Below are 17,621 nucleotides of genomic sequence, written 5' to 3'. Positions count from 1 at the left end.
CACCACGCCATCGACACCGGCACTGTCGACGCGCGGCCCGTCGCCGCCGCACAGGCCGACACGACCACCGACGCCGGGAAGCTGATCCCCCACGGCGTGCAGGGCGCGCAGTCGCGCATCGACCTCGACGCCGAACAGACCGCCAACGCCAAGGCCATCATCACCGCCACCAAGAAGACCGGCCTCGACGAACGCGCCGCCGTCATCTCCATCGGCACCGCCCTGCAGGAGTCCAAGCTGCAGAACCTCGGCCACCTCGGCGACCGCAACGACCACGACTCCCTCGGCCTGTTCCAGCAACGCCCCTCCAGCGGCTGGGGCACCCCCGAGCAGATCACCGACCCGCAGTACGCGACCACCGCGTTCCTCAAGGGCCTCCGACAGGTCGACGGCTGGCAGAACATGCCCCTGACCGACGCCGCCCAGACGGTGCAGGTCTCCGCCTACCCCGACGCCTACGCGCAGTGGGAACAGCAGGCCGCCGACCTCGTCGCGCAGCACTGGAACAACAGCTGACACCACATACATACACACACGCCGCCGGCCGGGCCCCGACAACAGGGGCCCGGCCGGTGGCGTCTCCGCCCCGGGCAACCGAGTGTTAGGAAGGGGCCCCTCCTATACAGAAAGCGTTAACAAGGGGCCCTTCCTTGCAAGCAGGCGGCGGTGGCCGCCGCCAGGGTGGTCAGGCGGATCGACGGGGGCGGCAGCGGTTCGATCCAGCCCGGCCCGGCCGCGTGCACGCGTACGCCCGGGGTGTCGCGGCCGAAGCGGACCAGCCGGTACGCGCGGCCGGTGACCGGCGTCTGCGACCAGATCACGACGGTGTGCGGACGCGCCCGGCGCACGGCGGACGCCAGAGCCGTCCAGGGCAGCGCGGGCCCGAGCAGCAGCGCGCCCCGCCCGCGCTCCCTCAGGGCGGCGGCGAGCGCGTGCAGGCCGAGACAGTGGGTCTCGTGCTCGGCCCCGGCGAGCAGTACGCCGCCGGTGGGCAGTTGCCGGGCGGGCTCACGGTGGAACACGTCCAGGCCGATGCGCACGCCCTCGGTGAGGGCGTGTTCGGTGGCGACCTCGGCCGCCGTGTGGCCCCGCAGCGCGGCGAGCAGCGGAACGCAGACCTGCTGCCAGGACGCCAGCACCCCGTGGTCGGCGGCCAGCGCCAGCAGCAGGGCGGCGACCTCGTTGGCGTCGAGGTCCTCGGCGGCTGCGGAGAGGCGCTTGCGCGCGGTCTCGACAGCCTCGGCCGGCATCGAGTCGGTCAGCACGACGTACCCCCGGGTAGACGGTCACTACCAGGGGTTCGTCCGGGTGGCGCGATTCGGATGCGGCGCGGGCGCGGACTCCGGCGACCAGCGCCGGCCCACGACCAGCGCCGGCCGGCGACCGGGGCGCGCGGCGGGTCAGCCGGTCAGCGCGTCGAGGGCCAGGTCGACGTCGGCGTCGGTGGTGTAGAGGTGGAACGACGCCCGGACCCGGCCGGCGCGCACCGCCGCCCGGATGCCTGCCCGTTCCAGTTTCTCCTGCGCGCCGGGCACCTCGACGGCGACGATCGCGCTGTCGCCGGGTGGCCGGCCCAGCCCGGCGAGGAACCGGTTGGCCAGGCGCACGTCGTGCTCGCGCACGGCCGGCACGCCGATCTCGGCGAGCAGTTCCAGGGCGGGGGCGGTGCCGATCCAGCTGAACCATGCCGGGGACTGGTCGAACCGCCGGGCGTCGGCGGCGAGCCGCAGCGGCGGGCCGTAGTAGGAGGAGAACGGGTCCTCGGCCGCGTACCAGCCGGCGCCGTCGGGTCGCAGCCGCTCGCGCAGCGCCGGCGCCAGGTAGGCCAGGGCCGACCCGCGCGGCCCCATCAGCCACTTGTACGCCCCGACGGCGACGACGTCGGCCAGGCCGGCGTCGAACGGCAGCCAGCCGCACGCCTGGGTCGCGTCGACGGCCACCAGCGCGCCGTGGGCGCGGGCGGCGGCGACGATCCGGTGGTAGTCGGCGACGGCCCCGTCGGCGGACTGCACCAGGCTGAACGCGACCAGGTCGGTGTCGGCGTCGATCGCGTCGACGAGCCCGTCGAGCGGGACCGTGCGCACCCGCACCCCCCGCTCGGCCTGGGCCAGCCAGGGGAAGAGGTTGGAGGTGAACTCCACCTCGGGGGCCACGACGGTGGCGCCGGCCGGCAGGGCCGCCGCGACGGGGGCGAACAACGCGGACACCGTGCTGCCGACCGTCACGTCGGTGGGCGCCACGCCGACCAGGCCGGCGAAGGCCGCCCGGGAGCGCCGGGTGGCGTCGTCCCAACCCTCCCAGGAGGTACGTCCCGTCCGCCAGTCGGCCAGCGCCTCCTGCACCGCCGCCCAGGCCGGCTCGGGCGGCAGCCCGTAGCTGGCGGTGTTCAGCCAGCCGGGCTGCGGCTGCCACAGCTTGCGTGCCTGCTCCAACTCCATGCCGCCGACGGTAGTGCGGCCGTCGCCACCTCCGTGAGCGCCAATTCACCGATGGTGGCCGCCGCCCCCGGTCGCGGCCCGCCCAAGGGGCGATCGACGCGGGGACGGCGGTGGACAGGAGCCCGGGGACGGGGGGCGGCGCGGCGGCGGCCCGGTCAGGCGGGTGCGCCGCTGAGCGCAGGGCGCTGCGGCCCGGCCGGCGGCTGCGGGTCGTCGTCGTCCTCGTCGAGCATGGTGGCCTCGTCGAAGGGGCGGCGGCCGGCGAGCACGTCGCGGGCCTGCGCGCGGTCGAACTCGCCGGTCCAGGTGCCGACCAGGACGGTGGCCACGGCGTTGCCGGCGAAGTTGGTCAGCGCCCGCGCCTCGGACATGAACCGGTCGATGCCGACGATCAGTCCGACGCCGTCGAGCAGGTCGGGGCGGTGCGACTGGAGGCCGCCGGCCAGGGTGGCCAGGCCCGCGCCGGTGACGCCGGCCGCGCCCTTCGAGGCAATGATCATGAACAGGAGCAGGCCGACCTGCTCGCCGATCGACATCGGCTTGCCCATGGCGTCGGCCACGAACAGCGCCGCCATGGTCAGCTAGATGGCGGTGCCGTCGAGGTTGAACGAGTAGCCGGTGGGCACGGTGATCCCGACGACGGGCTTGCTGACGCCGACGTGCTCCATCTTGGCGATGACGAGGTGGACCGGATGTTCGCCACCCTGCGGGGCCCGGCGGCGCACACGCTGCCGAAGGGGCTCGACGAGCAGACGCTGCGGGCGGTGCTCGGCTCGCTCGGCGGCAACGCCGGCCGGTCCGCGTCCGAGGTGGCGGGGCTGGCCGGCATCTCCCGGGTCACCGCCCGGCGGTACCTGGAGTATCTGGTGGCCGCCGAGCGGGCGGTGCGGGCGCCCCGCTACGGCACCCCGGGCCGCCCCGAGGTGGAGTACCGCCCGGCCTGACTCGATTTCCACCTGACCAAGCCCGGCCGGACCGACCACCGGGACCCGTCAGGCCGCGACGGCGACCGCGCCGAGGGCGCGGCGCAGTTCCGGCACGGCCCGGTTGAGGTCCCACCGGGCGATCTCCGGCAGCGGATAGTGCCGTCGCAGCTCACGAACCAGCCGCAGGCCAACCAGGTAGCCGCAGCGCTTTGGCAGGTCACCCCCGTCGGGCAGGTCCCGCATAAGGAAGTACGGTGCGTTCCGGTCGAGGTCGGTGGCATCGAGGTCTGCGATGATCCGGTCGATGATCTCCTCCCACCGAGTCCGGCATTCGGCGAGCCATGGCTCGTATCCGGGACGGTGGAACCACAGGTACGCCTCGTCGGAAAGGCCCGGAACAGTCTCCGTGGTGACCTCGGTGGCCAACCCCTCGGCCAGCAGCGAGGCGGCAACGCCGTGCTCCGGCCAATCCCTGATGGTCGCAAGCCGGTCGTGGACGACGTGCGCGGTCTCGTGGTGCACCAGCAGCCGCTCCTCGGCCGGATCTCCGAGTTGCTCGACGGCGAGGAAGAGTGCGTACCGGCCGTCGAGGCGGTCCGCCCAGCCGTTCGCCCGGTGCAGGCCGACCAACGTCACGCACTCGATCGGATCGCGGTCATCGGCCCAGCCCAGTGCCCCGGCCACCGAGCGCACCGCATCGGGCAGCTCAATCCGTAGCCGGGCAGCTCGCCGCGACAGGTCGGCCCGATTCTCGGTCAGCTGGTCCAGCACCGCAGGCAGGTCGTCGCCGCCGGACCACTCCCCCGCCCGGTCGAGGGCGGCGGCGAAAACATCCGGGTGCCGGTCGAGGTAGCGAGACCGCCACAGCTCAGACCGGCGAGCCGGGGAGGCTCCGTCGGCTGAGCGGGCGTACTCGAGATAGGTCGGGACCAGGTCGCGGACCCGCACGGACGGCTCCCCGGCAGTGATGTCGGGTGGGGTGCCGGTCACGGGTCAGCTCACGTTGGCCGGGCCAAGGACGCTCTTGAGGTCGCCCATGAGGGCGGTGGTGGCCGCGACCCGGAAGGGGCCGAGGCGCAGGGTGGTGGTCTTGCCGCCGTTGAGGAGCTTGACGTGGACCTCGGTGTCGCCGGGGTGCAGGACGAGGGTCTCCTTGAGGCGTTCGACCAGCGGCGGGGTGCAGCGGTGCACGGGGATGGTGAGGGTGACCGGTTTGCTGCCCGGGTTGCTGGTGACGTCGGGCAGCTGCATGTCCATCGCCATGATGCGGGGAGTGTCGTCGCGGCGGTCGACCCGGCCCTTGACCACGACGATGGCGTCCTCGGCGATGTACTGGCCGATCACCTCGTAGGTGTTGGGGAAGAACAGGGCCTCCACGCCGCCGGCGAGGTCCTCCAGGGTGGCCGACGCCCACGCGCGGCCCTGCTTGGTGACGCGGCGCTGCACCCCGGAGAGGATGCCGGCGAGGGTGACCACCGCGCCGTCGGGGACGGTGCCCTCCTCGGAGAGGGCGGCGATGGTGCAGTCGGCCGCCGCGCCGAGGACGTGTTCGAGGCCGAACAGGGGGTGGTCGGAGACGTAGAGGCCGAGCATCTCGCGTTCGAAGGCGAGCTTGTCGCGCTTGTCCCACTCGGCCTCGCCGATGGTCGGCATGACGGTGGTGTTGCCGCCGACGGTCTCGGTGTCGCCGAAGCCGGCGCCGAACAGGTCGTACTGGCCGACGGCCTCCTTGCGCTTGACGTCGGCGTACGCGTCGATGGCGTCGGCGTGCACGGCGAGCAGCCCCTTGCGGCTGTGGCCCATGACGTCGAACGCGCCGGCCTTGATCAGCGATTCGATGGTCTTCTTGTTGCAGACCACCGCGTCGACCTTGGCCAGGAAGTCGTAGAAGTCGGCGTACTCGCCCTTCTCCTGGCGGCACCGCATGATCGAGGTCACCACGTTCGCCCCGACGTTGCGGATCGCCGCCAGGCCGAACCGGATGTCCTTCCCGACCGGGGTGAACGGCCCGGCCGAGGTGTTCACGTCGGGCGGGAGGACCTGGATGCCCATCCGCCGGCACTCCGACAGGTACAACGCCATCTTGTCCTTGTCGTCGCCGACGGAGGTCAGCAACCCGGCCATGTACTCGGCCGGGTAGTGCGCCTTCAGGTACGCCGTCCAGTACGACACCAGCCCGTACGCCGCCGAGTGCGCCTTGTTGAACGCGTACCCGGCGAACGGCACGAGGACGTCCCACACGGCCTGGATCGCCTCGTCGGAGTAGCCGCGCTCGCGGCAGCCGTCCCGGAAGGGCACGAACTCCTTGTCGAGGATCTCCTTCTTCTTCTTGCCCATCGCCCGCCGCAGCAGGTCCGCCTGGCCGAGCGTGTAGCCGGCGAGGATCTGCGCGGCGCGCTGCACCTGCTCCTGGTAGACGATCAGGCCGTGGGTGGGGGCGAGGATCTCCCGCAGCGGCTCCTCCAGCTCCGGGTGGATCGGCGTGATCTCCTGGAGGCCGTTCTTGCGCAGCGCGTAGTTGGTGTGCGAGTCCACGCCCATCGGGCCCGGCCGGTACAGCGCGAGGACGGCGGAGATGTCCTCGAAGTTGTCCGGCTTCATCAGCCGCAGCAGCGACCGCATCGGCCCGCCGTCGAGCTGGAACACCCCGAGCGTGTCGCCGCGCGCCAGCAGCTCGTAGGCGGCCTTGTCGTCCAGGTCCAGGCCCAGCAGATCCAGGTCCTTGCCGTGGTTGAGCTGGATGTTCTTGACCGCGTCGTCGATGATCGTGAGGTTGCGCAGGCCGAGGAAGTCCATCTTCAACAGCCCGAGCGACTCGCACGTCGGGTAGTCGAACTGGGTGATGATCACCCCGTCGGAGTCGCGCCGCATCAGTGGGATGTGCTCGATGATCGGCTCCGCCGACATGATCACCCCGGCGGCGTGGACGCCGGTCTGCCGGATCAGCCCCTCGATGCCCTTCGCCGTGTCGATGACCTTCTTGACGTCCGGGTCCGACTCGTACAGGCCCCGGATCTCGCCCGCCTCCGCGTAGCGCGGGTGCTTCGGGTCGAAGATGCCCGACAGCGGGATGTCCTTGCCCATCACCGCCGGCGGCATCGCCTTGGTGATCCGGTCCCCCACCGCGTACGGGTAGCCCAGGACCCGCGCCGAGTCCTTGATCGCCGCCTTCGCCTTGATCGTGCCGAACGTGGCGATCTGCGCGACCTTGTCCTCACCCCACTTGTCGGTGACGTACTTGATCACCTCACCGCGCCGACGCTCGTCGAAGTCGATGTCGACATCCGGCATCGAGACCCGCTCGGGGTTGAGGAACCGCTCGAAGATCAGCCCGTGCGGGATCGGGTCCAGGTCCGTGATCCCCAACGCGTACGCGACCAGGGAGCCCGCCGCCGAGCCACGGCCCGGGCCCACCGCGATGCCCTGGTTCTTCGCCCACTGGATGAAGTCGGCGACCACGAGGAAGTACGACGGGAAGCCCATCTGGATGATGACGCCCAGCTCGTACTCCGCCTGCACCACGTGGCCCTCGGGGATCCCGCCCGGGAACCGCCGGGCGAGGCCCTTGAAGGTCTCCTTGCGGAACCACGACTCCTCCGTCTCCCCCTCGGGGATCGGGAAGCGCGGCATCAGGTTGTGGAACTCGAACATCCCCGCCGGGTCGACCTTCTCGGCGACCAGCAACGTGTTGCGGCAGCCCTGGAGCCACAGCTCGGAGGAGTCGACGGCGCGCATCTGGTCGGCGGACTTGATGAAGTAGCCGCCGCCCTCGAAGCGGAACCGGTTGGGGTCGGCGATGTTGCTGCCGGTCTGCACGCAGAGCAGGACGTCGTGCGCCTCGGCCTGCGCCTCGTGGGTGTAGTGCGAGTCGTTGGTCACCACCGGCGGGATGCCGAGCTTCTTGCCGATCTCGGTGAGCCCCTCGCGGACCCGGCGCTCGATGTCGAGGCCGTGGTCCATCAGCTCCAGGAAGTAGTTGTCCTTGCCGAAGATGTCCTGGTATGCCGACGCGACCTTGATCGCCTCGTCGAACTGACCCAGCCGCAGCCGGGTCTGCACTGCGCCGGAGGGGCACCCGGTGGTCGCCATGATCCCCTCGGCGTGCTCGGCGATCAGCTCCATGTCCATCCGGGGCCACTTGACGTAGTGGCCCTCCATGGAGGCGCGCGAGTTGAGGGTGAACAGGTTGTGCAGGCCGGTCCTGTTCGCCGCCCACATCGTCATGTGGGTGATCGCGCCGTTACCGGAGACGTCGTCGCTCTTCTGCTCCGGCCGGCCCCACTTCACCCGCGCCTTGTGATAGCGCGACTCCGGCGCCACGTACGCCTCGACGCCGAGGATCGGGGTGATCCCGGCGGCCATGGCCTGCTTGTAGAAGTCGTTCGCGCCGTGCATGTTGCCGTGGTCGGTCATCGCGACCGCCGGCATGCCGAGCCGGTTGGCCTCGGCGAAGAGGTCCTTCAGCCGGGCCGCACCGTCGAGCATCGAGTACTCGGTGTGCACGTGCAGATGCGCGAACGAATCGCCCATGCGTGGCGCCCCCCCGGGTCGGATCATGGGTTGTCGAGATCGGTCGGCCCACCCTATCGCCGGGGGATCGGGGACCTCCAGCAGCCGCGCGGGGCGGAACCGCCCGGGTGGCGGGGATCTCCCCAGCCGAGGCGGCGACGGCTCCGGCCCGATGCCGACCGGCCCGCGCTCACCCGCCGGTCGGCGGGGCGGGCAGCCCGGCCGCGATCCGTTCCAGCGTGTCGCGGATCGCGTCGGACAGGGAGGTGGCCCGCGACGAGTCGACCCAGAACTCGACCGCGACCCGGACCGCGTTGACCACCATCGTGGCCAGCAGCCTCGGGTAGATGTCGTCGTGCGGCGCCATCCCGAGCCGCTCGGCGATTCCCTCGGCGAGCGCCGTCTCCCGCGCGGCGTGGGCCTTTAGGTACTCGCCGCCCAGCGGCGAGGTCGCCACCGCGAGGCGCACCTTGGTCACCAGGTCGCGGTCCAGGTTGTCCCAGGCGAGGAAGGCCGCGAGCATCGCGTTAACGACGGCCTGGGTCAGCGGTTCGTCCGCCGGCCGGGAGCGCAGTTGCTCGCGGATCGCCACGGACCGGTCGAGGTCGACGGCGTACAGGGCCTCGTTCTTGCTGTGGAAGTAGTTGTTGAACGAGCGGGTGGACATGCCCACCCGGGCGGCGATGTCCTCCACCCGCACGTTGTCCCAGCCCCGCTCGACCGCGAGGCCGAGGGCCGCCTCGCTGAGCATCCGCCGGACGGCGGCCGCCTTGCTGGCCCGAATCGTCGTCGACACGCAGACAGGGTGACACGCCGCTGCAGCCTCGGCAACCTGTTGCCCGGAAGGCAACAACACAGGTCAAAGGCGCTTCAAGGGCTCCGAGCTCATGGAGCTGAGCGACCGGGAGCTTCCCTCAGGCGTGGCTCCCGCGCTACGTCGACAGGGCGGCCATGTCCTCGTCGGTGAGGGCAAGGCCGGCCGCCGCGATGTTCTCGGTGAGGTGGTCCAGCACGCTGGTGCCGGGGATGGCCAGGATCGCCGGCGACACGGTGAGCAGCCACGCGAGCGCGACCTGCCGGGTCGTCGCTCCGTGGCGCTCCGCGACGGCCTTGAGCCGGTCGTGGTCGATGGGCGCGCCACCGCCGCCGACCGGGAAGAACGGCACGTACGCGATGCCGTCCTTCGCGCACTGGGCGACGAGCTCGGAGTCACCACGGAAGTGCACGTGGAACTGGTTCTGCACGGCCGCGACCGGGGCGATGGCCTGCGCCTCGGCAAGCTGCTCCGCGTCGACGTTGCTCACGCCGAGATGCCGGATGAGGCCCTCCTCGCGAAGCTGCGCGAGGGCCGCGAAACGGTCCCCGATCGACACGCCGCCCGGTGCCGCCGTCGCGCCGCCCACCCGCAGGTAGACCAGGTCGAGGCGGTCCACCCCGAGACGGCGCAGGTCCTCCTCGACGAGCTGGCGGAGCTGGTCGGGCTTGGCCTCCGCGGTCGGCACCACCCCGCCCTCGATCACCGGGCCCACCTTGGTGGCGATCACCAGATCGGCGGGGTACGGGGAGAGCGCCTGCCGGATGACCTCGTGCGAGTGGAGGTCACCGAACCCGTAGAAGCCGGCCGTGTCGATGTGGTTCACCCCGCTGTCGACCGCGCTGCGCAGCACCGTGGCGGCAGTCTCGGGATCGCGCACGGAGCCGCCGAACGCCAGCCGCATCGCGCCGAAGCCGAGCCGGCGCACGGGCAGGTCACCGCCGAGCGTCAGCGTCCCGGCGGCCTCGGCCGTGATGGAGTTCGCAGTCATGTTCCTGTTTTCCTTTCCAGATCTACGAGATGTCGAGAAGACCGGTGACGCCGTCCCGGTCCCGCTCACGCGGGTTGCGCCTGGGCAACCTTCTTGTCCTGGGCGCCGGGGGTCGCCGGGATCCGCCCGGGCAACAGCAGCGCCGGTACGATCGCGAGCGCGAGGAAGCCGGCACTCCACCAGAACGCGTGGTGGTAGGCGTTCGCGAGACTGTCCAGGTCGGACCCGGCGGTCTGCTTGGTCAGCTGGATCTGCAGCACCAGGCTGATCACCGCCGTGCCGGTCGAGAGGCCGAGCTGCTGGACGATCCGCGAGGCGCCGGTGGCGCGGGCGATCTGCTGCGGCGGCAGCCCGACGTAGAGGGCCGTCGACATGGTCAGGGTGACCATCGCGAGCCCCACCCCGGACAGGAGCATGGCGAGCACGATGAACACCCGCCCGGTGCTGGCGTAGAACTGCGTGAACGCGACCGTTCCGGTGAAGGTCAAGGCCAGGCCGACGGTCCCCACCAGCCTCGCGCCGAGCCGGTTGAACACGCGGCTGAGCACGACGGAGGTGAGCGCCGAGCCCACACCGAAACCGACCAGGAGAAGGCCGGCGCCCATCGGGCTCTCGCCGTGCACCTGCTGCAGGAACAGCGGCTGCACGATCCCGGCGCCCATCGTGAGCGCCGCCAGCAACGTCAACGCGCTGGCCGCCGCGAAGTTCCTGTACTTGAACAGCCGCATCGACACCAGGGCCTCGATGTTCGGCCGGGCGGCGTGCAGGATGAACCCGGCGATCAGCACGACGCCCGTGACGAGCGGCGCGACGACCAGGGGGTCGCCGAGGCCGCCGGCGGCCGCCCGGGAGAGGCCGAAGACCACGGCCACCAGGCCGGGCACCAGCAGCACCACGCCGAGCACGTCCAGCGCGGCGCGGGCCTCCTCCTTGAAGTTGGGCAGGTTGCGGCCGGCCAGGAAGAAGGCGATCAGCCCGATCGGGATGTTGATGAGGAACATCCACCGCCAGCTGAAGTCGTCGACGATGACGCCGCCCACGACGGGGCCGAGCGTGGGGCCGATCACGCCCGGGATGGCCATCAGCCCCACCAGACGCGCGCGGTGCTCGGCGCCGGCGACCCGCATCAGCATCGCCTGCCCGACGGGGACCATCATGCCGCCGCCGAGGCCCTGCACCACCCGCGCGAAGATCAGCGTCTCGATGTTGACGGCGACGCCGCAGAGCACCGAGCCGACGAGGAAGACGACGAGCGAGACGGTCCACATTCTGCGGGTGCCGAACCGGTCGGCCGCCCAGCCGGCGATCGGCATGCCCACCATCAGCGCGAGCAGGTATCCGGTCACGACCCACTGGAGGGTCGACACGGAGACGGAGAGCTCACCGGAGAGGGTGTTCAGCGCGATGCCCACCATGGTTCCATCGAGCTGCATCAGCAGAAGGCCGACCAGGACCACCACGGCGATCTTCTGCAGCTCCTTGGGCAGGGGCGCGTCCCCGCCTGCCGCACGAGGTTCAGTCGATCGTTTTCTCAGCATCACACGCCCCCGAACCAGCGCTTGCGTCTCGGCCTCAACACTGAGTGAGGCTTCCACAACGTTGCCGAGCACGCAACTATGTGCCGATTACGCACGTCGGGTTCGTGTCGGGCGTCGGGCGGGCCGCGCGGCGGCGACCACGACGTACGCTCCCGGACCTGCCCCGCGACGGCGCGGGCGCACGCGGCTTGCGGGCCGACCGGGGAGAAACCCTTGCCCCGCACCGGAAGTGGCCCTAGTTTGCATTGATGATCCTCAACGAGGAGCCTCACCCTGACCTACAGGATGTCAGCCACGGCGAGCTGCGGCCGGAGGATCTCGCCGGCGTCGCCTATCTGCGAGGACTCTCGAGGCGGGGGTTCATCACGGGCGCCGCGTTGGCGGCGTCCGGGGTGTCGGCCGCCTTTGCCCTGCTGCCCGACCCCGCCCGGGCTGCCGGCAGCTATCAGCGGCCGTGCGGGAACGTCCGCATCTCGAGCTCCTGGCAGGACCACCGGAACCGGACGCCCCCCTCGGGTGAGCCGGGCACCGACTACGCGGTCGGCACCGGCACGCCCGTCATGGCCGCGGCCAACGGCACGATCCGTTTCGTGAAGACCGACACCTCCACCGCGACCGGGCGTGTCGTGGGCATGGCCCACGACGACGGCAACTACACCCGGCACCTGCACCTCTCGTCGATCGCCGTCTCGACCGGTCAACGCGTGTCGCGCGGACAGACGATCGCATACTCCGGCGCCTCGGCGAACGGCAGTGACTACGGCGTCGGGCCGCATGTGCACACCAGCCTCTGGCTGAACACCGCAAGCCCGACGAACTTCGGCGCCACGGCGGACTTCGAGAACTACGCCGGGGACGCCGCCACCCCCGACCCCACCGACCAGGAGGTAGACGACGTGTTCATCGCGAACGTGAAGGGCAGCTGGTATCTGGTGGTCCCCCAGGGCACCGGCAAGCCGCGGGCAGTGGTCCTCGGCGGCGACAGCAACGCCGCCGCTTCCGGCATCCCCGTGCTGAACTTCAGCTGGGATCCGTCGATCAGTGCGCTCCGGGCCGCGGTCGACGGCATCGGTTGAGGTAGCTCGGCCGGCGCGGCGCCCGGGGCTGGCCCGCGCCGAACGCGATGAAGTCCGGCAGTGGCGGGGGCGCACTACGCTGCGGCCGACTTCATCGAAAGGAACAACATGCGCAGGACGCTGCTGCCGCTGGCCGCGCTCGCCCTGGTCCTCGTGGCGGGCGGTTGCACGATCGAGATCAACGACGGCGCCGCGCCGGGCCCCGGCGACACCACGACGCCGGCGGACTCGCCGGTGGCCGAAGAGCCGTTCGGCGACGGCAGCAGCGAGAACGACAACGTCTCGCCGACCGCCGCGCCGCCTGCGAAGGTTCCCGCGCTGACCTGCGACCAGGTGGCCGAGTCGGAGCTGGGCAGCACGAAGGTGCGATACAACGACTACCCCGACCCGATCCCGCTGACCGAGGGGCGCTGGGCCGGCGAGGACGGCGTGGTGGTCGCCCTGCAGCCGCCGTGCGCGATCGGCGACATGACCGGCGACGGCGCCGCCGACGCGGTGCGCGCGATCATGCTCGACGGCGGCGGGACGGGCAAGTTCTGGGGCATCGTGCTCTGGCGCAACGTCAAGGGCGCCCCGGCCTACGTCGGCACGGTCGACCTCGGCGACCGCACCCCGGTCGAGAAGGTCACCATCGGTGCCGGCCAGGCGCAGGTGGTCTACCTGACCCGGCCCGACGACGCCTCGATGGTCGAGCTGGTGATCGAGCGGACGGCCACCTACCGGCTCATCGACGGCAAGCTGGAGGAGATCGGGTACGTCGACAAGCCGCACTCCTAGCCCGCGTCCACTCTGGGTCTGAGCGTCGGCATCCGTGCGGAACGCCGCCCCACCTCCACAGCCGTCGGCGGCTGCGGGGGTGGGGTTCGCGCGTTGCCTGGTTCGCCCTGACCCCGGGGTCTGCGTGTGCGACAGTGGTCCATGCCGCTGAACACATATCACCTCAGAGCTTCGATCGCCGTGTCCGACATACAACGGGCGGTCGCGTTCTACGAAGGCCGACTGGGCCTACGGCCGCTGCGGTCGGGCCCCAGCGCCGACATCGCCGGCGGCAGCCGCGTCTATGGTTCCGGCGGCGTGGCGGCGCTGAACGTCTACCAGTCGGTCACCGCCGGGAAGAGCCCGGCGACGCTGGCGACATGGTACGTCGACGACATCGAGCGGATCGTCGACGAGCTCGCCTCGGCCGGCGTCGGGTTCATCCGGTACGACCAGCTCGACCACGACGCCAGAGGAATCACCGCCCGGGCCGGCGGTGGGCGTATCGCCTGGTTACAGGATCCGGACGGCAACACCTTCGCCGTCGAATCCGACGTCTGACGCCCCGGGCCGGGACCCCGACGCCGCACCCGCCGAGATCGGGCCGGTGCCCGCGAGCCACTAGACCAGGGTGGTCCAGTAGTCCCAGAAGCGGCTCAGGGCGGCGACCAGGATGACCGCGTACCAGGCGGTGAGGATGAGGCTGTGGTAGCCGTCCGCCGCGGCCAGGGCCCCCGGCCGGGCGGGGGCGTACTGGCGCAGGTTGCGCAGCGTGGGATAGAGGAAGATCGGGATGGTCACCGCCCAGACCACCATGCAGTACGGGCAGAGCGCGCCGAGGACGTAGAGGCTCTGGTAGATGAGCCAGTGCACGAAGACGACGCCGAAGGTGACGCCGGCCTGCAGGCCGAGCCAGAACCAGCGCGGTAGGCGTACGCCGGCGAGCAGGGTGACGCCGACGGTGGTGACGGCGGCGAAACCGGCGATGCCGAGGAGCGGGTTGGGGATGCCGAACGCCTCGGCCTGCGGGGTCGTCATGACCGAGCCGCAGGACAGGATCGGGTTGATGCTGCAGCTGGGGACGTAGCCGGGGTCGGCGAGCAGGTTGATCTTCTCGACGGCGAGGGTGGTCGCGGCGAGCAGGCCGATCCCGCCGCCGACGGTGAGCAGCCAGGCGGTGGCGCGGTCGAGGAACCGCCCAGGGGGCTGGGGCGTCCCGGTCGGCGCGGTGGCGGTGGCGGTGCTCACTCGGCGAGGGCGGCGTCGAGGGCGGCGGTCAGGTCGTCCTGGCTGCGCAGCTCGGTGAGCTGGCGGCCGTTGAGGAAGAACGTCGGGGTGCCGGTGACGCCGGCGGCCTGCCCGTCGGCCTTGTCCCTCGCGACGCGGGCGGCGGTGGCTGGGTCGTCGAGATCGCGCCGGAAGCGGTCCAGATCCAGGTCGAGGTCGCGGGCGTAGGCGAGGAACACCTCCGTCTGCGGCCGTTCCTGGTGCCCCCACGCGTTCTGGTTCTCGAACAGTTTCGCGTACATCTCGGCGAAGCGTCCCTGGTTGGCGGCGGCCTGCGCGGTGCGGGCGGCGAGGTCGGCGTTGGGGTGGCTGGGGATCGGGAAGTAGCGCACCACGAAGGTGATCCGCCCCTGGTAGGTGGCGAGGACCTGCTTGACCGCCGGGTACGCCGCCGCGCAGGACTCGCATTCGAAGTCGAGGAACTCGACCAGCGTCACCCTGCTGTCGGTTGCGGTGGCCAGCCGGTGGCTGTCCTCGCGCACCAGTACGGCCGGGTCGACGCTTCCACCGGCCAGGGCTGCGGGCGCGGGCTCGTCGCGGCGGTTCACCGCCAGCAGGCCGCCCACCGCGAAGACCAGCACCGCAATCAGCGCTAAGGTCAACCGCGCGTTCCTCGTCATGCCCGCCCCCTCACGTCTGGATGTCGGGCGAACCATACATAGACCGCTGTACGGTCTTCCTGTCAGCTCGCTGAGAGCGGCGGAACCCGGACCACCTAGCTTGATACAGCAACTGATGTACTATCGGGCGTGTGGAGACGTTGACCCACGGGCAGGTGCTGGCCCGGTTCGGCCACGCCCTGTCCGACCCCACCCGGGCCCGCCTGCTGCTGGCGCTGCGCGACGGCCCCGGCTACCCGGCGCAGCTCGCCGACCTGCTCGGCACCACCCGGCAGAACCTGTCCAACCACCTGACCTGCCTGCGCGGCTGCGGCCTCGTCGTGGCCGCCCCCGAAGGCCGCCGCACCCGCTACGAGCTCGCCGACCCGCGCCTCGCCCACGCCCTCGGCGACCTGCTCGGCCTCGTGCTCGCCGTCGACCCCGCCGCCTGCCCCGACGCCGCCACGAAGGGCTGCTGCTGATGACCCTGCCCCTGGTCCAGGCCCCGGCCGGCCCGACGCCGGCCCGCCGGGCAGTCCTCGCCCGGCGGGTACGCCTGCTGGTCGCCGCCACCATCACCTACAACGTCGCCGAGGCGGTCGTGGCCATCAGCGCCGGCACCATCGCCTCGTCCACCGCGCTGATCGGCTTCGGCCTCGACTCCGTCATCGAGGTCTCCTCCGCCGCCGCCGTGGCCTGGCAGTTCGCCGGCCGCGACCCCGAGGCCCGGGAGAAGACCGCCCTGCGCGTCATCGCGGTCTCGTTCTTCGCCCTCGCCGGGTACGTCACCGTCGAATCCGTCCGCGCCCTGCTCGGCAGCGCCGACGCCGACCACTCCCCCGTCGGCCTCGTCCTCGCCGCGCTGTCCCTGGCCATCATGCCCGGACTGTCGTACGCCCAGCGCCGCGCCGGCCGCGAACTCGGCTCCCGCACCGCGGTGGCCGACTCCAGGCAGACCATGCTCTGCACCTACCTGTCGGCGGTCCTGCTCGTCGGCCTCGGCCTCAACGCCCTGTTCGGCTGGTCCTGGGCCGACCCGCTCGCCGCGCTCGTCATCGCCGCCGTCGCCGTCAAGGAAGGCCGCGCGGCCTGGCGCGGCGACGCCTGCTGCGCGGCCCCGGCGGCCGGTACGCCCACCGCCGCCGCCCCGGGCGGGGAGGACGACTGTGGATGCCAGTCGGGCTGCTCCTGCTGCTCCGGCGACGGCCGGTGAGCAGGCCCGGCCCTGCTTCCCGCTGAGCTGCCTGAGCGCGGGCCGCGGACCTGGCGCAGCAGTCAGGGGCGGCTGTCCCGGCGGAGGAAGCCCGACAGCAGTTGCCGGAACTCGTGCGGGTGCTCGATCGCCGGCACGTGCCCGCACCGGCCGAGCACGTGCAGCCGGACATCGGCCAGGTGTTCGAGCAGGGGCAGGGTCGACGTCGCGAGCGGAGTGACCCGGTCATCGGCGCCGTGCACGAGCAGCACGGGCGCGCGGATCGCGGCCAGCGTCTGCGTCGAGAGGGTGAGGTCGTCGGCCCAGCGCGCCCTGGGTGGCGGGAACAACGACGCGAACGCGGCCGCACCCGCCCGCATCGCGGCGGCGCGGGTCTCGACGGCCGCGTCGGTCACGAGCGCCTGGTCGAGGACGAGTCGACTCAGCATGCCCCGGGCCCCGGGCGGGCCGGCGGGGGCGGCCCAGATCGCGTCGAGGTCGGCCGACAGCGGCGCCCCGGGGGCGCCCATCGTCGAGACCGCCACGACACGGCTGACCTGCTCGGGGCGCGCGGCCGCCAACGCCAGCGCGACGGCGCCGCCCATGGAGTGACCCACGACCGCGTAGTGCTCGATACCGAGAGCGTCCATCAGGCCGGCGGCCTGCTCCGTCCACAGCCTGAGCCCGCCCCTGGAGCCCGCCGGGACGGGGGTGCGGCCGAATCCCGCCTGGTCAGGGGCCAGCACGCGCCAGGACGCGCCCAGCGCCTGCGCCGTCGCCGCCCAGGCTCCGGACCCGGTCGTGCCGGGTCCGGAGCCGTGCAGCATCAACACCGCGGGCCCGGCGCCGCTCTCGAAGACGTGGACGGGAGAGCCGTCGACGGTGACGGTCCGCAGTGCCGTCACCGGGGCAGGCCGGGTGTGCTCATGCCGACGCGGGGTCGACGGACTTCGAGAAGACCTCCATCATCGCCCTGCCGAACTGCGGCATGTCGGGCCAGCCCCGGCAGGAGACGAGGTTGCCGTCCACGACGTCGGGGGCGTCGATGACCGTCGCGCCCGCGTTCTCCATGTCCCCGGTGATCGGGGGGAAGCACGCCGTCTTCCGGCCCTTCAGCAGCCCGTACACCGCCGGGACCTGCGCGCCGTGGCACACCAGCGCGATGGGGAGGTTGCGGGCGAAGAAATGCTCGGTGATGCGCCTGACGTCGGCGTCGACCCGGATCCACTCGGGGGCACGCCCCCCGGGGATGATGAGGGCGTCGTAGCGCTCGACGTCGACCTCGGCCCAGGGCACGTCGACCGGCAGCTTCCGGCCGTTCTTCTCCACGTAGGCGTCGGAGTTGGGGTCGAACTCGTGGATGACCAGTTGCACGTCACGCAACGTCCGTGACGAGACGTCGACGTCCCAGCCGCCCTCCTGGACGCGGTAGTAGGGATACATGGTGTCGAGTTCCTCGGCGGCGTCGCCGGTCAGGAGCAGCGCTCTGGGCACC

Annotated in this window: 19 protein-coding genes; 7 read left to right on the top strand and 12 right to left on the bottom strand. The window is 71.7% G+C overall.

The window, feature by feature from the left end; all coding sequences use genetic code 11:
* Window positions 1-9: 9 nt before the first annotated feature.
* The gene (locus ACVMYR_RS29095; protein WP_457123342.1) at window positions 10-516 is read left to right on the top strand and encodes a hypothetical protein; all 507 of its coding nucleotides are present in this window, start codon (window positions 10-12) and stop codon (window positions 514-516) included.
* A gap of 116 nt (window positions 517-632) precedes the next feature.
* On the opposite strand, the gene ACVMYR_RS29090 is transcribed toward ACVMYR_RS29095, so the two are convergent.
* The 3 genes from ACVMYR_RS29090 to ACVMYR_RS29080 all read right to left on the bottom strand — a co-directional run bounded on the left by ACVMYR_RS29090 (window position 633) and on the right by ACVMYR_RS29080 (window position 3,013).
* Entirely contained in the window at window positions 633-1,265 is a 633-nt protein-coding gene (locus ACVMYR_RS29090; RefSeq protein ID WP_457123339.1) for a transcriptional regulator, read from the bottom strand.
* A 135-nt stretch (window positions 1,266-1,400) separates the two neighbouring features.
* On the bottom strand, window positions 1,401-2,438 hold the full coding sequence (locus tag ACVMYR_RS29085; RefSeq protein ID WP_077939363.1) for an aminotransferase class V-fold PLP-dependent enzyme: 1,038 nt from the start codon (window positions 2,436-2,438) through the stop codon (window positions 1,401-1,403).
* Between the two features lie 155 nt (window positions 2,439-2,593).
* Window positions 2,594-3,013 (bottom strand): cation:dicarboxylate symporter family transporter, encoded by a 420-nt coding sequence (locus tag ACVMYR_RS29080; RefSeq protein ID WP_457123338.1) that lies wholly within the window; start codon window positions 3,011-3,013, stop codon window positions 2,594-2,596.
* Window positions 3,014-3,130: 117 nt separating this feature from the next.
* Here ACVMYR_RS29080 and ACVMYR_RS29075 point away from each other — a divergent pair, with 117 nt between their 5' ends.
* Window positions 3,131-3,382: a transcriptional regulator gene (locus ACVMYR_RS29075; protein WP_457123337.1), complete on the top strand. Its 252-nt coding sequence runs from the start codon at window positions 3,131-3,133 to the stop codon at window positions 3,380-3,382.
* Window positions 3,383-3,430: 48 nt separating this feature from the next.
* Here ACVMYR_RS29075 and ACVMYR_RS29070 read toward each other — a convergent pair whose 3' ends face one another.
* The 5 genes from ACVMYR_RS29070 to ACVMYR_RS29050 all read right to left on the bottom strand — a co-directional run bounded on the left by ACVMYR_RS29070 (window position 3,431) and on the right by ACVMYR_RS29050 (window position 11,288).
* Window positions 3,431-4,312, bottom strand: coding sequence for a hypothetical protein (locus ACVMYR_RS29070; RefSeq protein WP_457123336.1), 882 nt, complete (start codon window positions 4,310-4,312; stop codon window positions 3,431-3,433).
* Between the two features lie 45 nt (window positions 4,313-4,357).
* On the bottom strand, window positions 4,358-7,894 hold the full coding sequence (gene dnaE / locus ACVMYR_RS29065; RefSeq protein ID WP_457123335.1) for a DNA polymerase III subunit alpha: 3,537 nt from the start codon (window positions 7,892-7,894) through the stop codon (window positions 4,358-4,360).
* 169 nt (window positions 7,895-8,063) lie between these two features.
* Window positions 8,064-8,669, bottom strand: coding sequence for a TetR/AcrR family transcriptional regulator (locus tag ACVMYR_RS29060; RefSeq protein ID WP_457123334.1), 606 nt, complete (start codon window positions 8,667-8,669; stop codon window positions 8,064-8,066).
* 136 nt (window positions 8,670-8,805) lie between these two features.
* A complete protein-coding gene (locus ACVMYR_RS29055; protein WP_457123333.1) occupies window positions 8,806-9,678 on the bottom strand; it encodes an oxidoreductase in 873 nt (290 codons plus the stop codon).
* Window positions 9,679-9,743: 65 nt separating this feature from the next.
* Entirely contained in the window at window positions 9,744-11,288 is a 1,545-nt protein-coding gene (locus ACVMYR_RS29050; RefSeq protein ID WP_141722333.1) for an MDR family MFS transporter, read from the bottom strand.
* Between the two features lie 176 nt (window positions 11,289-11,464).
* On the opposite strand from ACVMYR_RS29050, the gene ACVMYR_RS29045 reads away from it, so the two are divergent.
* The 3 genes from ACVMYR_RS29045 to ACVMYR_RS29035 all read left to right on the top strand — a co-directional run bounded on the left by ACVMYR_RS29045 (window position 11,465) and on the right by ACVMYR_RS29035 (window position 13,609).
* The gene (locus tag ACVMYR_RS29045) at window positions 11,465-12,292 is read left to right on the top strand and encodes a M23 family metallopeptidase (protein ID WP_077939332.1); all 828 of its coding nucleotides are present in this window, start codon (window positions 11,465-11,467) and stop codon (window positions 12,290-12,292) included.
* 108 nt (window positions 12,293-12,400) lie between these two features.
* Window positions 12,401-13,069: a hypothetical protein gene (locus tag ACVMYR_RS29040; protein ID WP_077939331.1), complete on the top strand. Its 669-nt coding sequence runs from the start codon at window positions 12,401-12,403 to the stop codon at window positions 13,067-13,069.
* A 141-nt stretch (window positions 13,070-13,210) separates the two neighbouring features.
* A complete protein-coding gene (locus ACVMYR_RS29035; protein WP_457123332.1) occupies window positions 13,211-13,609 on the top strand; it encodes a VOC family protein in 399 nt (132 codons plus the stop codon).
* 60 nt (window positions 13,610-13,669) lie between these two features.
* Here ACVMYR_RS29035 and ACVMYR_RS29030 read toward each other — a convergent pair whose 3' ends face one another.
* Together ACVMYR_RS29030 and ACVMYR_RS29025 are read right to left on the bottom strand one after the other, a co-directional pair.
* A complete protein-coding gene (locus ACVMYR_RS29030) occupies window positions 13,670-14,296 on the bottom strand; it encodes a vitamin K epoxide reductase family protein (RefSeq protein WP_457123331.1) in 627 nt (208 codons plus the stop codon).
* A complete protein-coding gene (locus ACVMYR_RS29025; protein WP_457123330.1) occupies window positions 14,293-14,955 on the bottom strand; it encodes a DsbA family protein in 663 nt (220 codons plus the stop codon). The genes ACVMYR_RS29030 and ACVMYR_RS29025 overlap by 4 nt, the downstream gene beginning before the upstream one ends.
* Window positions 14,956-15,086: 131 nt before the next feature.
* Between ACVMYR_RS29025 and ACVMYR_RS29020 the strand changes: the two genes are divergently transcribed.
* Together ACVMYR_RS29020 and ACVMYR_RS29015 are read left to right on the top strand one after the other, a co-directional pair.
* Entirely contained in the window at window positions 15,087-15,416 is a 330-nt protein-coding gene (locus tag ACVMYR_RS29020) for an ArsR/SmtB family transcription factor (RefSeq protein WP_077939329.1), read from the top strand.
* Entirely contained in the window at window positions 15,416-16,147 is a 732-nt protein-coding gene (locus tag ACVMYR_RS29015) for a cation transporter (RefSeq protein WP_077939328.1), read from the top strand. Before ACVMYR_RS29020 ends, ACVMYR_RS29015 begins: the two co-directional genes overlap by 1 nt.
* A 62-nt stretch (window positions 16,148-16,209) precedes the next feature.
* Here the strand turns inward: ACVMYR_RS29015 and ACVMYR_RS29010 are convergent, their stop codons facing one another.
* Both ACVMYR_RS29010 and ACVMYR_RS29005 read right to left on the bottom strand, forming a co-directional pair.
* On the bottom strand, window positions 16,210-17,031 hold the full coding sequence (locus ACVMYR_RS29010; RefSeq protein ID WP_457123329.1) for an alpha/beta fold hydrolase: 822 nt from the start codon (window positions 17,029-17,031) through the stop codon (window positions 16,210-16,212).
* Between the two features lie 19 nt (window positions 17,032-17,050).
* Window positions 17,051-17,620 (bottom strand): DJ-1/PfpI family protein, encoded by a 570-nt coding sequence (locus ACVMYR_RS29005; RefSeq protein ID WP_077939326.1) that lies wholly within the window; start codon window positions 17,618-17,620, stop codon window positions 17,051-17,053.
* Window position 17,621: the final 1 nt, after the last annotated feature.

The sequence above is a fragment of the Micromonospora sp. PTRAS2 genome, assembly GCF_054052245.1.
Note: the sequence above shows the minus strand (reverse complement) of the source record. Positions and strands in the feature narration are given on the sequence as shown.

Bases quoted from the DNA above. Each gene is read 5' to 3' on its own strand.
- ACVMYR_RS29085 (WP_077939363.1), bottom strand. From the start codon at position 2,438: ATGGAGTTGGAGCAGGCACGCAAGCTGTGGCAGCCGCAGCCCGGCTGG.
- ACVMYR_RS29080 (WP_457123338.1), bottom strand. From the start codon at position 3,013: ATGGCGGCGCTGTTCGTGGCCGACGCCATGGGCAAGCCGATGTCGATC.
- ACVMYR_RS29075 (WP_457123337.1), top strand. From the start codon at position 3,131: ATGTTCGCCACCCTGCGGGGCCCGGCGGCGCACACGCTGCCGAAGGGG.
- dnaE (WP_457123335.1), bottom strand. From the start codon at position 7,894: ATGGGCGATTCGTTCGCGCATCTGCACGTGCACACCGAGTACTCGATG.
- ACVMYR_RS29055 (WP_457123333.1), bottom strand. From the start codon at position 9,678: ATGACTGCGAACTCCATCACGGCCGAGGCCGCCGGGACGCTGACGCTC.
- ACVMYR_RS29045 (WP_077939332.1), top strand. From the start codon at position 11,465: ATGATCCTCAACGAGGAGCCTCACCCTGACCTACAGGATGTCAGCCAC.
- ACVMYR_RS29040 (WP_077939331.1), top strand. From the start codon at position 12,401: ATGCGCAGGACGCTGCTGCCGCTGGCCGCGCTCGCCCTGGTCCTCGTG.
- ACVMYR_RS29035 (WP_457123332.1), top strand. From the start codon at position 13,211: ATGCCGCTGAACACATATCACCTCAGAGCTTCGATCGCCGTGTCCGAC.
- ACVMYR_RS29025 (WP_457123330.1), bottom strand. From the start codon at position 14,955: ATGACGAGGAACGCGCGGTTGACCTTAGCGCTGATTGCGGTGCTGGTC.
- ACVMYR_RS29015 (WP_077939328.1), top strand. From the start codon at position 15,416: ATGACCCTGCCCCTGGTCCAGGCCCCGGCCGGCCCGACGCCGGCCCGC.